The organism is Micromonospora sp. NPDC052213 (assembly GCF_040679695.1).
Taxonomy (GTDB): domain Bacteria; phylum Actinomycetota; class Actinomycetes; order Mycobacteriales; family Micromonosporaceae; genus Micromonospora.
The window spans coordinates 1-13,384 of the sequence record NZ_JBFAVI010000187.1 but is presented as its reverse complement, the minus strand read 5'-3'; the positions used below and the strand labels follow the sequence as shown (position 1 = coordinate 13,384).

Genomic DNA, 13,384 nt, shown 5'->3' with positions numbered 1-13,384 from the left:
GGCCGGTCGGGGAACCGACCGGCCGGACCGCGCGGCGTGTCCGGCGTCAGGCGGCGGCGGAGGTCCGCACCAGGGTGCGGATCTGGCGCAGCAGCACCGACAGGGCGGCGAGATCAGCCCGGGACTCGTCGAACTCCCCCATCGCCCGCTCGGCCCGGTGGATCGACGTGGCGTTCGACTGCTCCCATTCCTGCACCCGCTCCTGCGGCGGCAGGGTGCCGGGGGTGGAGTCGAGCACCTCGGCGGTCAGCGCGGCCAGCGCGGCGTACAGGTCGTAGCGCAGCGCCATCCGGGCCAGCGTCTGCCAGCGGTCCTCCCGCGGCAGCAGCGAGATCTTCGACAGCAGCGAGTCGACCCGGAAGCGGTCGGAGAGCACGAAGTAGACCGAGGCCACCTCACCGACGTCGCGCCCGCTGCTCGCCGCCGTCTCCACCACGTCGAGCAGGCCGAAGCTGTACATCAGCCGGGTCGTCTGCTCGGCCAGGTCACGCGGCAGCCCCCGCTCGGTCAGCGAGTCGATGTGGGCCGCCAGCGACTCCCGCTCGCTGCCGTAGAAGCGCTCCTCGAGGTCGGGCAGGAGCTGGGCCACGCCGTCGCGCAACCTGGCGATCTCCGCCGGCACGTCGATCGGCGAGCGGCGGTTGGTCACCAGCCACCGCACCGCCCGGTCCAGCAGCCGCCGGGTGTCCAGGTAGACGCTCGTCTGCAGCTCCGGGTCGACCTTGTTGTCCAGGGCCTCCACGGCGTCCCACAGCTCGCGCAGCCCGAACACCTCGCGGACCACCACGTACGCCCGGATCACGTCCGCCGCCGAGGCGGCCGTCTCCTCGACCACCCGGAAGACGAACGTGATGCCGCCCCGGTTGATCGCCTCGTTGACCAGGACGGTGGTCACGATGTCCCGGCGCAGCCGGTGCTGGCCCATCCGGTCGGCGAACCGCTCGCGCATCGGCGTCGGGAAGTAGTTGACCAGGACGTCGGTCGTCCACTCCTCGTCCGCGAGCCCCTCGGCGAGGATCTCCGTCTCCAGGACGATCTTGACGTACGCCAGCAGCACCGCGAACTCCGGCCCGGTCAGCCCGGACTCGGTCCGCACCGCCAGCTCGTCGTCCGGCGGCAGCGCCTCCAGGGCCCGGTCCAGCGCCCCGGAACGCTCCAGCTCGGTGATCATCCGCCGGTGCACCGGCAGCAGCGAGGCGGCCTGCGCCTGCGCGTTGTTGATCGCCCGGGCCTGGTCGTAGTTGTCCCGCAGCACCAGCTCGGCGACCTCGTCGGTCATGTCGGCGAGCAGCTCGTCCCGCTCGGGGAGGGTCAGCGCGCCGTCGGCGACCGCCGTGTTCAGCAGGATCTTGATGTTCACCTCGTGGTCGGAGCAGTCCACCCCGGCCGCGTTGTCGATGAAGTCCGTGTAGATCCGGCCGCCGGTCTGGGCGTACTCGATCCGGCCGAGCTGGGTCCAGCCCAGGTTGCCGCCCTCGCCGGCCACCCGGCAGCGCAGGTTCCGGCCGTCCACCCGGATCGCGTCGTTGGACTTGTCGCCCACCTCCGCGTTGGTCTGGCTGGATGCCTTCACGTACGTGCCGATGCCGCCGTTCCAGAACAGGTCGACCGGCGCGGTCAGGATCGCCTTCATCAGCTCCTGCGGCGAGAGCTGCTCCACCTCGGCGTCCAGGCCGAGCCGCTCGCGGACCTGCGGCGAGATCGGCACCGACTTGGCGGTACGCGGGTACACGCCGCCGCCGGCCGAGATCAGCTCCCGGTTGTAGTCCTCCCACGACGAGCGGGGCAGCTCGAACAACCGCTTCCGCTCCGTGTACGAGGTGGCGGCGTCCGGGTCCGGGTCGAGGAAGATGTGCCGGTGGTCGAACGCGGCCACCAGCCGGATGTGCTCCGACAAGAGCATCCCGTTGCCGAACACGTCGCCGGACATGTCGCCCACGCCCACGACGGTGAAGTCCTGGGTCTGGGTGTCGTGTCCCATCTCGCGGAAGTGCCGCTTCACCGACTCCCAGGCGCCCCGGGCGGTGATGCCCATCTTCTTGTGGTCGTACCCGGCGGAGCCACCGGAGGCGAACGCGTCGCCGAGCCAGAAGTTGTGCGCCGTGGAGATCTCGTTGGCGATGTCCGAGAACGTCGCCGTGCCCTTGTCCGCCGCGACCACCATGTACGGGTCGTCGCCGTCGTGCCGGACCACGTCCTCCGGCGGCACGATCTCGCCGCTGACGATGTTGTCCGTGACGTCCAGCAGCGCCGAGATGAACTCCTTGTAGCAGACGACCGCCTCGTCGCGGTCCCCCGGCTTCTGCTTGAGCACGAAGCCGCCCTTCGCGCCGACCGGCACGATCACGGCGTTCTTCACCATCTGCGCCTTGACCAGGCCGAGCACCTCGGTGCGGAAGTCCTCCCGGCGGTCGGACCAGCGCAGCCCGCCCCGGGCCACCGGCCCGAACCGCAGGTGCACGCCCTCGAAGCGCGGCGAGTACACGAAGACCTCGAACTTCGGCCGGGGCGCCGGCAGGTCGGGGATCGCCTGCGGGTCCAGCTTGAACGCCACGTACGACTTCGGCCGCCCGTCCTCGCGCTTCTGGTAGAAGCTGGTGCGCAGGGTGGCCTGGATCAGCGTCAGGTAGGCGCGCAGGATCCGGTCCTGGTCGAGGCTGACGACGTCGTCCAGCGCGCCCCGGATCTCCGCGACCAGCTTCTCGCTGCGCTGCTCCCGCTCCTCGTGGCCCATCGCGCCCGGCGCGAACCGGACCTCGAAGAGCTCCACCAGCAGCGTGACGATCCTCGGGTACGCGATGAAGGTCGACTCCATGTACTCCTGCGAAAAGACCGCGCCGGTCTGGCGCAGGTACTTCGCGTACGCCCGAAGCACCACCACCTGCCGCCAGGTGAGGCCGCTACGCAGCACCAGCTCGTTGAAGCCGTCGACCTCGGCCTCGCCCCGCCACGCCGCCGCGAAGGCGTTCTCCACGTGCGGGCGCACCTCGGCCAACTCCTGGTGCCCCTCCGGCAGCCGCAGCCCGAAGTCGTAGAGGTAGACGCGGCCGTCGATCCGGTCCACCTCGTACGGGTGCTCGTCGACCACCCGGACGCCGAGGGAGTGCAGCACCGGCAGCACGGCGGAGAGCATCATCGGCTCGCCGTACCGGTAGACCTTGAAGCGGACGTCCATCGCCTCGTCGACGTCCGGGCCCCGCCCGCCGGCCCGCGGCGCGGCCTGCTTGCGGAACAGGTGCATCTCCAGCTGGCCGGGCTCCTCCAGCAGCTCCAGCTTGGCCAGGTCCTTCATCGCCTCGTACGGCGTGTGGCCGTCCTTGTAGCCCTCCGGGAAGGCGTCGGCGTACCGGCTGAACAGGTGCTTGGCCTGCTCGTCGCCGAGCTTGCGCTCCAACACCAGCCGGTAGTCGTCGTCCCACAGCCGGGTGGCGTCGGCCAACTCCTCGGCGAGCAGGTCGGCGTCGATGTCGCTCGGAGGCTTGGTCGGGTCGGTCCGGACGGTGAAGTGCACCCGGGCGAGCATCGACTCGGTGACCCGGGTCGTGTAGTCGACCCCGACGCCGTGCAGCTCGCGGAGCAGGATGTCCTGCATGCGCAGCCGGTTCTGCGTGGTGAACCGGTCCCGGGGCAGGTAGATCAGGCAGGAGATGAACCGCCCGTACGCGTCCCGGCGCAGGAACACCCGCAGCTGCCGGCGACCGGCCATCCGCAGCACACCGATCACGGCGTGGTAGAGGTCGTCGGTCTTGATCTGGAACAGCTCGTCGCGCGGGTAGGTCTCCAGGATCTGGAGCAGGTCCTTGCCGGAGTGGCTGCGCTGGCTCAGGCCGGAGCGGTCCAGCACCTCGGCCACCTTGCGGCGGACCACCGGCAGCTCGCGCACGCTGGTGCGGTACGCCGCCGTGGAGAACAGGCCCAGGAAGCGCCGCTCGCCGACCACCTCGCCGGCCTCGTTGAAGATCTTGAAGCCAATGTAGTCGAGGTAGGCGGAGCGGTGCACGGTCGCCCGCGAGTTCGCCTTGGTGATGATCAGCAGGCGCTTCTCGGTGACCTTGTCGTGCGCCTCCGGCGTCATCGACGACAGCGGCCGGGCCTCCGGGGAGTCCTGGCGCAGGATGCCCAGCCCGGTGCCGAGCACGGCCTCCAGCGCCTGTCCCCCGTCGCCGGTGTCGGCCAGGCGGTACTCCCGGTACCCGAGGAACGTGAAGTGGTCGTGGGCGAGCCAGCGGAGCAACTCCACCGAGTCGGTGATGTCCTTCTCCGGCACCGGCGGCCGGTTGTCCGACGTCCGCGCGGCGGCCAGCTCGTCGGCGAGGGCGAGGGCCCGCTGGCGCATCTTCGGCCAGTCCTCGACCGCCTCCCGCACGTCGGTCAGCACGCGCTGGAGCTCGCGGCGCAGCTTCTCCCGTTCGGCGGCGTCCCGGACCGGGTCGATCTCGATGTGCATCCAGCTCTCGACCAGGTCGCCGGCGAGCGCGTCGTCGGGCTCGACGTCGGCGGAGACCTCGACCAGCCGGCCCAGCGGCTCGCGCCGCACCACCACCAGCGGGTGCACCAGCAGGTGCACGTCCAGGTGGCGCGCGTTGAGCAGGGCGGTCACCGAGTCGACCAGGAAGGGCATGTCGTCGGTCACGATCTCGATGACCGTGTGGTGCTGGTCGGCGTCGGGCTCGTGGATGCGGAGCTTCAACTCGCCCGGCACCCGCTGCTGGGCCAGGTCCCGGTGCGCGCGCGCCGCTTCGAGCATCTCCTCGGCGGTGAAGCCGATCAGCTCCTCGTCCGGCGCGAACCGCCAGAAGCGGCTGACCAGGGTCGCCACGTCGTGGTCGTCGCCGGCGAGCGCCACGGCCTGGGCCACCAGGCGCTCCGCGTTGGGTACCGGCTCGTCGAGCTCGTTGTCCTCCACGTCGTCGGCCAGCGCGTCAGCGGGTAGGCCCAGGTCGTAGATCGTGTCGATACTCGTACCGGTCATCCCGGTCACCCCTGTGTCGGGCCGGCCGAAGCCGTCCCCGTCGGTTGCCGAATCGAAGCTGTCGTCCCGGCTGGTGTCAGCCTGCCGGAGGTCGGGTCCCGGTTTGATCGCCGGACGCCGGTCCATCGGTGCCACTCCCCTCGACCCACCGCGTTGTGGGTCACTCTGCCGCCCAGCCTAGGCCTGCCGTTCCGCGCCTTCGTCGGCGGACCACGGTGCGGACGTCCGGTTCCGGACTTTGTCCTTTCACCCGTTGCGGATACGAGGTTGGCCGGTCGGGGAGTACCCCGCCGCCGGTTGTTCATCACCCCGTCGCAGGCCCGTCTTTGCGCACGTCGCAGCCGCCTCGGGACGGTACGGACGGCACGGCCGTACTAGCGTGACGGCAGTTCCGAGATCGGAGGACTGCTCCATGCACCCCTCGTACCCCAGCCGTCACCCTCGCAACCGGCTCCGCCCGTCGCTCGCGCTGCTCGCCGTGACCGCGCTCGCGGCCGGCGCGCTCACCGCCTGCTCGGGCGACGACGGGCCGGAGCGCAGCGTCGACGCGTTCCTGGCCGGCTGGCGGTCCGGCGACCTCCAGGCCGTCGGGTTCGTGGACCCGGCGGGCGCGAAGGTGCCGGCCGCCGACGTGTCCCGCGAGATCAAGGAGCTCTCCGGCGAGCTGGCGGCCACGGCGCCGGCGCTGACCCGCCAGGGCGACGCGAAGATCACCGCGGACGTCGCGACGGCGGTGGTCACGGTCGAGTGGAGCCTCCCGGGTCAGACCCGCTGGGCGTACGACCGGCAGGTGCGGCTCAGCCGCGGCGGCGACGACGAGTGGCGGGTGATCTGGGAGCCGCAGCTGGTGCAGGAGCAGCTCAGCCGGGGCGACCGGCTCGGGCTGCGCCGGGACCCCGGCCCCCGGGCCGCGGTGCTCGACGCCGCCGGCCAGCCGATCGTGGCGCCCCGGCCCGTGGTGCGGGTGGGGCTGCAACCGAGCGAGGTCACCGACGTGGCGGGCCTGACCCGGAAGCTGGACGCGGCCTTCCGGGCGATCCGGCCGGCGATCACCCCGCCGGTGGACCTCTCCGGCCTGCCCAAGCGGCTCGCCGACGCCGACCCGGGCGCGTTCGTCGAGGTGGTCACCCTGCGCGAGGAGGCGTACCGGCAGATCAAGACCCGCATCTACGACCTGCCGGGCACCAAGTTCCGCAGCGACAAGCTCGACCTCGCGCCCACCCGCGAGTTCGCCCGGGCGGTGCTCGGCTCGGTCGACCCGGCCCAGGCCGACGACCTGGCGAAGCACCCCGACCGGTACGCGGCCGGCGACCTGGTCGGCCACGGCGGCCTCCAGGGCCGCTACGACGAACGGCTGCGCGGCGCGCCCGGGCTGACCGTGATCACCGAGCGGCCCGGCCCGGACGGCACGCTGGTCCCCACCGGCACCGAGGTGTTCCGCCGCGAGCCGCAACCGGGGCAGCCGCTGAAGACCACGCTCGACGTGGCCACCCAGAACGCGGCCGACGCCGCCCTGCGCGCCGAGAAGCGCCGGGCGGCGCTGGTGGCGGTGCGGATCAGCGACGGTGCCGTACTCGCCGCCGCCAACGGTCCCGGCGCGGCCGGGGAGAACCTGGCCTTCACCGCCCAGGTCCCGCCGGGCTCCACGTTCAAGATGGTCAGCGCGCTCGGCCTGCTCGACCTCGGCGCGGTGACGCCGGACACGACGGTGGCCTGCCCGAAGACGTTCACGGTGGACGGCCGGCCGTTCAAGAACTCCGACAACTTCGAGCTGGGGGCAGTGCCGTTCCGTACCGACTTCGCGAAGTCCTGCAACACGGCGTTCACGGCGCTGGCGCCGAAGCTCGGCCCCGACGGGCTGGCCGTCGCCGGCCGGTCGCTCGGGCTGGAGGGGCAGTGGGACGTGGGCCTCGACGCCTTCACGGGCAAGGTCTCCGCGAACGGCGGCGCGACCGAGCAGGCCGCCGCCGCGATCGGACAGGGCACCACGGTCGTCAGCCCGCTGGCCATGGCGTCCGCCACCGCGGCGGTCGCCCGGGGGCGCTTCGAACAGCCGAGACTGGTGCTTGACCCGGCCCCGGCCCAGCCCGCCGCCCCCGGCCCGCAGCTCAAGCCGGAGTCGGTCGAGGCGGTCAAGGCGATGATGCGCGAGGTGGTGACGGCGGGCTCCGGCACCGCGCTGAAGGACGTGCCGGGCGCGCCGGTGCACGGCAAGACCGGCACCGCCGAGTACGACAACAACCCGGCGCACACGCACGCCTGGTTCGTCGGCTGGCAGGGCGACGTCGCGTTCGCGGTCTTCGTCGAGCAGGGCGGCGCCAGCACCGCCACCGCCGTCCCCGCCGCCGAGCGTTTCCTGCGCGCCCTGGCCCGCTGACGCGCCCAGCGCGCCAGCCCCACCACGGGTCGCACCCGACCGGTCCGGGGTGACGAGGACCGGCCCGGCTGACACCCGACCGCGGCGTACCCGCCGGCTCGACGCTGTCGAGCTGCCCCCCCCCCACAGACGGGGCAGTCGCGACGCCGCAGGGCCGACACCGACCAACGTCGGCGGACCGCCACGGGTGGAACCTCATGGACGTCAACCGTCGACGGTGACAGCCATGGGGTTCCACCGGCACTCCCGAGCCCGGGCCGGGCGGGTCGGACGAGTCGGCCGGGTCGGACGAGTCGGCCGGGTCGGACGAGTCGGCCGGGTCGGACGAACCGATGGGCCGGCTCTGTCGGAGACCCCGACAGCCGTCAGGCGATGCCGGCGGCGGACGGCGAGGTGCCGTCGTCGGTCGCGGACGGCGAATCCTCCGGGCCCAGGCCCGCGAACGGCGCCCGGCGCAACAGGCCAGGCCCGGCGGAGGCGGGCGGACCGACCGGTTCCGGCGCGGCCTGGCCGGGACCGGTGCCGTCGGCCACCGGGGCAACCACCCCGACCGCGTCAACCGGGCCGACCGGGCCGACCGGGCCGAGAAGAGCTGGCGGAACGTCCTCGGCGTGCGCCTTGACGCCGCCGCCCGGGTGACGGTCGTCATCGTCGTCCTCGGGGGCGGGGACGGCGGCAGAAGCGGGAACGGGCGAGGGCATGATCGGGGGCTCCGGACGGCCGTTGCCCCGCCGGGCCGAGGGTACCGACAAGGAGCGGACCGGGGAGTTGCCGGCCGGCGAGGCACCTCTCGAGGAGTTGCCGGCCGACGAGGCGCGGACCGTGGGGGCGGTAGCCGCCGACGAGTCCGGCAGCAGCCGGGGCGGCACCGCGCCCGGGGCGGAGACGGGGCGCAGCCCGGCCACGACGGTGTTGACGATCTCGGCCGCGTACGCGCCGTCCGGGTCGTAGTCGGGGTCGAAGACGGTCAGCTCGACGCCGAGGCAGTGCGGGGTGTCGACCAGCCCGGCGAGCAGGATCTCCAGCTCGGCGAAGGCGATGCCGCCCGGGTCGGGGGCGTCCACGGCCGGCATCACGGCCGGGTCCAGCACGTCCACGTCGATGTGCACCCAGTAGCCGGCGCAGTCGGCGAGCTGCTCGTGCGCCCACTGGGCGGTACGCGCCGCGCCCTCGGCGCGCAGCGCCGGCACCGGACGGGTGGTGATCCCGGCGGCCTGGAGGTCGAGGCGGTACTCGTCCTGCGCGCGGATGCCGAGCACCACCACGTCGATGTCCCGGAAGTACGGCCGGCGCCCCTCGATGGCGGCCAGGTCGGCCTGCCCTCGCCCGGTGACCAGGGCGAGGTCCTCTCCCGCCGCCGCGCCCACGTACGAGGCGTTGCCGGGGTGCCGGAAGTCGGAGTGGCCGTCGACGAAGACCAGCCCGATGCGGCCGCCGACCGCCTCGCCGAGCCGGTGCATGGCCAGCGCCGAGCCGAGCAGGATCGAGCAGTCGCCCCCGAGGACCAGCGGGAACTCCCCGCGGTCGATGATGGCGCCGATCCGCTCGGCGAGCGCCGCCGAGTAGTCGGCGATCTCCCGGGCGTGGCAGACCCCGTCGCCGGGTCGCCAGTCGCCGGGGTCGTAGCGGGGCGGGGTGAGGCAGCCGGCGTCGCGGGCCCGCAGCCGGGCGAGCAGCCCCTGGTCGCGCAGCGCGCCGGGGGCTTTGGCGCAGCCCGGCACCGAGGTGGGCGTGGGTGGGCGCAGGCCGAGGTTGCTGGGCGCGTCGAGGACGGCGATCCGGCGCATCATGGGCTCCCGTCCTCAGGTGTCGGGCGGGCCGGCCGGAACGCCGGCCCGCGCTGGCGTGCTACGTGCTCAGAACAGGGCGCTGGCCAACGCCCGGCGGGCCGAGGCGACCGCCGGGTCCTCCGGCCCGGCGACCGCGAAGAGGCCGACCAGGTGCTGGCGTACCTTCTCGCGGTCGTCGCCGGCGGTGCGGCGGACCAGGCCCACCAGGCGGGCGTACGCCGCCTCGGCCTGACCGCTGAGCACCTCGATGTCGGCGGCCAGGAGCTGGGCCTCGACGTCGTCGGGGTTGGCCTGGGCGGCGGCGATCGCCGCGCCCGGGTCGGCCCCCGCCACCCGGCGGGCCAGCCCGACCTGGGCGAGGCCCGCCTCCGCCGCGGCGTCCGCCGGGGACTCGGCGAGGATCTTCTTGTACGCGCGCTCGGCCGCGTCCAGGTCGCCGCTCATCAGGGCGTCGTCGGCCTCGTCGAGGCGCGGGTCCTCCGGCTCGGCGACGGTCACGCCACCAGCCTTGAGCACCGCCTGGATCCACTGCCGCAGCTGTGCCTCGGGCACCACGCCCGAGAAGGCGTCGATCGGCTGGCCGCCGACCACCGCGTAGACCATCGGGATGCCCTGCACCCGGAACATCTGGGCGATCCGCGGGTTGGCGTCCACGTCGATCTTGGCGAGCACCCAGGCGCCGCCGCCCTCCGCGGCCAACCGCTCCAGCACCGGCGAGAGCTGCTTGCACGGCTCGCACCACTCGGCCCAGAAGTCCACGATCACCGGTGTGGTGAGCGAGCGTTCGAGAACCTCGGACTGGAATGTCGCCTCGCTGACGTCGATGACGCTGACGCCGCCGCCGGCGGTGCCGGGCAGGCCTCCCGAGGGGCCGGGCTGGGCGGGGGCGGTGGGGCGGGCGGGGGCCGGTGCGGGGGTGCGCAGCGCGCTGAGGTCGACCGCGCCGCGGGTGAAGATCGACGAGGTGATCCGTGGGTCGCTCATGGTTACCTAGTCTCGCACGCGACCCGCCGAACTCAGATCAACCGCGACGGCGACAGTTGCAACTGTCACGACCGGTCGTCGCAGGTGTGGGGCTCCTGCCGGAAAGCCGACGGCGCCGGGGAGTTCCCCGGCGCCGTCGGGCGGATCAGAAGCGGGCGGGATCAGAAGCGGGCGGGCTCGCGGTAGACGCCCCACTCGGCGCGCAGGGCGTCGCAGATCTCGCCGAGGGTGGCCTCGGCGCGTACGGCGTCCAGCATGGCCGGGATCATGTTCCCGTCGGTCCGGCCGACCGCGACCATCCGCTCGATCGCCGCCTTGACGGCGGAGTCGTCCCGGCCGGCCTTGCGCTCGGCCAGCACCCGGCGCTGCTCCAGTTCCACCTCGTGCGAGATGCGCAGGATCTCCAGGTCCTTGGCGACCGTGCCGGTGTGGCAGTTGACGCCGACGATCTTCTTGTCGCCCTTCTCCAGCGCCTGCTGGTAGACGAAGGCCGACTCGGCGATGTGCCCGGTGAACCAGCCGTCCTCGATGCCGCGCAGGATGCCGGAGGTCATCGGGCCGATCTGGTGCGGCCCCTCCCCGCCGAGCTGCCGGATCCGGGCGAAGATCGCCTCCGCCTCGGCCTCGATCTTGTCGGTGAGCGCCTCCACGTACCACGACCCGCCGAGCGGGTCGGCCACGTTGGTCACCCCGGTCTCCTCCATCAGCACCTGCTGCGTACGCAGGGCGATCTCGGCGGACTCGTCGGTGGGCAGCGCGAGGGTCTCGTCCAGCGCGTTGGTGTGCAGGGAGTTGGTCCCGCCGAGCACCGCGGCGAGCGCCTCGACGGCCGTCCGCACGACGTTGTTGACCGGCTGCTGGGCGGTCAGCGACACCCCGGCGGTCTGGGTGTGGAACCGTAGCCAGAGCGCCTTCTCGCTGGTCGCGCCGTAGACGTCGCGCAGCCAGCGGGCCCAGATCCGGCGGGCGGCCCGGAACTTGGCGATCTCCTCGAAGAAGTCGACGTGCGAGTCGAAGAAGAAGCTCAGGCCCGGGGCGAAGACGTTGACGTCCAGCCCGCGCGAGAGTCCCAGCTCGACGTAGCCGAACCCGTCGGCGAGCGTGTACGCCAACTCCTGCGCGGCCGTCGCGCCGGCCTCCCGGATGTGGTAGCCGGAGACCGAGAGCGGCTTGTAGCGCGGGATCTCCCGGGCGCAGTACTCCATCAGGTCGCCGATCAGGCGCAGGTGCGGCTCCGGGTCGAAGAGCCACTCCTTCTGCGCGATGTACTCCTTGAAGATGTCGGTCTGCAGCGTGCCGTCCAGCCGGGACAGGTCGGCGCCCTGCCGCTCGGCGGCCACCAGGTACATGCAGAACACGGGCACGGCCGGCCCGGAGATGGTCATCGAGGTGGTCACGCCGGCCAGGTCGATGCCGTCGAAGAGCGTCTCCATGTCGGCGGCGCTGTCCACCGCGACGCCGCAGTGGCCCACCTCGCCGAGCGACTGCGGGTCGTCCGAGTCCCGGCCCATGAGGGTGGGCATGTCGAAGGCGACCGAGAGGCCGCCGCCGCCCGCGCCGAGGATCATCTTGTAGCGCTCGTTGGTCTGCCGGGCGTTGCCGAAGCCGGCGAACTGCCGGATGGTCCAGGTCCGCCCGCGGTAGCCGGTCGGGTACAGGCCCCGGGTGTACGGGTACTCGCCCGGCCAGCCGATCCGCTCGAAGCCCGGGTAGGCGACGCCCTCCGGCGGCCCGTAGACCGGGTCGACGGGCATCCCGGAGAGCGTGGTGAAGTCGGCGTCCCGCTTGCGCGCGGCGTCGTAGCGGGCCTGCCAGCGTGCCCGTCCGGCTGCGATCTCGTCGGCGTTCATCCGCGGGGCTCCTCCTCGAGTCCTCGACCTGCACGTCGAGTGTAGAGCCCAGCCTGAACGATCGCTAAGGCAACTCGTACCGGCCGGTAACCTGAGCTGCCCGTACCGGTCAGGCGGTCGGCGCGGCGGGCTCCCCCAGCGTCACGTCGTCGACCCGGATGTTGATCTCGTCGACCCGCAGCCCGTACGCCTCGACCGCCTCGGTCACCTTCACCCGGACGGCGTCGGTCACCTGCGGCACCGGCCGGCCCGCCTCGATCACGATGACCAGGTTGACCACGGCCGCGCCGTTCGTGACGTGGGCCGAGCAGCCCCGCCGGGCGTCGCCGACCTGGTCCAGCCCGACCTTGTCGAGCACCGCGTTGAAGAACCGGGCCACGTCGCCACCCAGCTCGGCCACCCCGGGCACCGACCGGGTGGCGGCCACCGCGATCTTCTCCACCACCTCGTCGGAGACGTGCGTGCTCCCGCCCGCCACCGCGTCCGGCGTCACCGACAGCTCCTGGGTCGCCTCGTCGCCCATCGTCCCCCCACTCGCCGCGCACCGCCCCACGGGTCCGTGGAGCGGTGCGAGCGTACTAGGTCGGCGGGAACCGGAGGGGACGCCTCAGGAGCCGAGCTGGGCGAGCAGCTCGTCGGCCGCCGCGTACGGGTCGAGGGCGCCCTCGGCCACCTTCGCGGCGAGGGCCGGCAGCTCCGTACCGTCGCGCAGGGAGCCGATCCGGGCGCGGAGCACGCCCAGCGCGATCGCCTCGATCTCGGCGGCGGCCCGCGCCTCCTGGCGGCGGCGCAGCTCGCCGTGCTCGACGAGCCAGCCGCGGTGCTTGTCGATGGCGGCGGCGATGTCGTCGATCCCCTCGCCCCGCGCGGCGATCGCACGGACCACCTGCGGTCGCCAGTCGCCCGGGCCGCGCTCGCCCAGGGCGATCATGCCCTGGATGTCGCGGTAGGTGGCGTCGGCGCCGTCCCGGTCGGCCTTGTTGACCACGAAGACGTCGGCGATCTCCAGGATGCCCGCCTTGACCGCCTGGATCGCGTCACCCATGCCCGGGGCGAGCAGCACCAGCGTGGTGTCGGCCAGCGAGGCGACCTCCACCTCGGCCTGCCCGACGCCGACGGTCTCCACCAGCACCACGTCGCAGCCGGCGCCCTCCAACACGCGGACCGCCTGCGGCGTGGCCGCCGACAGCCCGCCGAGGTGCCCGCGGCTGGACATCGAGCGGATGTAGACGCCCGGGTCGGTCGCGTGGTCCTGCATCCGGACCCGGTCGCCGAGGATCGCGCCGCCCGTGAACGGGCTGGACGGGTCGATCGCCAGCACGCCGACCCGGTGTCCCCGGGCGCGCAGCGCCCGGACCAGCTCGTTGGTGGTGGTGGACTTGCCCACCCCGGGCGAGCCGGTCAGGCCGAC

General features: G+C 73.0%; 6 protein-coding genes and 1 pseudogene. 1 reads left to right on the top strand and 6 read right to left on the bottom strand.

What is annotated here, in order from left to right; translation table 11 throughout:
* Window positions 1-46: 46 nt before the first annotated feature.
* Window positions 47-5,098, bottom strand: a complete 5,052-nt coding sequence (locus AB0L34_RS29220; protein WP_363708311.1) for an NAD-glutamate dehydrogenase — start codon at window positions 5,096-5,098, stop codon at window positions 47-49.
* A gap of 286 nt (window positions 5,099-5,384) precedes the next feature.
* On the opposite strand from AB0L34_RS29220, the gene AB0L34_RS29215 reads away from it, so the two are divergent.
* Window positions 5,385-7,349: a penicillin-binding transpeptidase domain-containing protein gene (locus AB0L34_RS29215; RefSeq protein WP_363708309.1), complete on the top strand. Its 1,965-nt coding sequence runs from the start codon at window positions 5,385-5,387 to the stop codon at window positions 7,347-7,349.
* A gap of 854 nt (window positions 7,350-8,203) precedes the next feature.
* Here the strand turns inward: AB0L34_RS29215 and AB0L34_RS29210 are convergent.
* From AB0L34_RS29210 to meaB, 5 genes and pseudogenes are all read right to left on the bottom strand, one after another.
* Window positions 8,204-9,139 (bottom strand): annotated as a pseudogene (locus AB0L34_RS29210) (arginase family protein); the annotation flags it as partial.
* Between the two features lie 66 nt (window positions 9,140-9,205).
* Window positions 9,206-10,123 carry a tetratricopeptide repeat protein gene (locus AB0L34_RS29205; protein WP_357456167.1) on the bottom strand — a complete coding sequence of 306 codons (918 nt, stop codon included), beginning with the start codon at window positions 10,121-10,123 and terminating at the stop codon, window positions 9,206-9,208.
* 161 nt (window positions 10,124-10,284) lie between these two features.
* Window positions 10,285-11,973, bottom strand: coding sequence for a methylmalonyl-CoA mutase family protein (locus AB0L34_RS29200; protein WP_350708683.1), 1,689 nt, complete (start codon window positions 11,971-11,973; stop codon window positions 10,285-10,287).
* A 109-nt stretch (window positions 11,974-12,082) separates the two neighbouring features.
* A complete protein-coding gene (locus AB0L34_RS29195) occupies window positions 12,083-12,496 on the bottom strand; it encodes an Asp23/Gls24 family envelope stress response protein (RefSeq protein WP_350708685.1) in 414 nt (137 codons plus the stop codon).
* Window positions 12,497-12,580: 84 nt separating this feature from the next.
* Window positions 12,581-13,384: methylmalonyl Co-A mutase-associated GTPase MeaB (meaB, locus tag AB0L34_RS29190; protein ID WP_363708306.1), on the bottom strand; the 804-nt coding region annotated here is incomplete at its 5' end.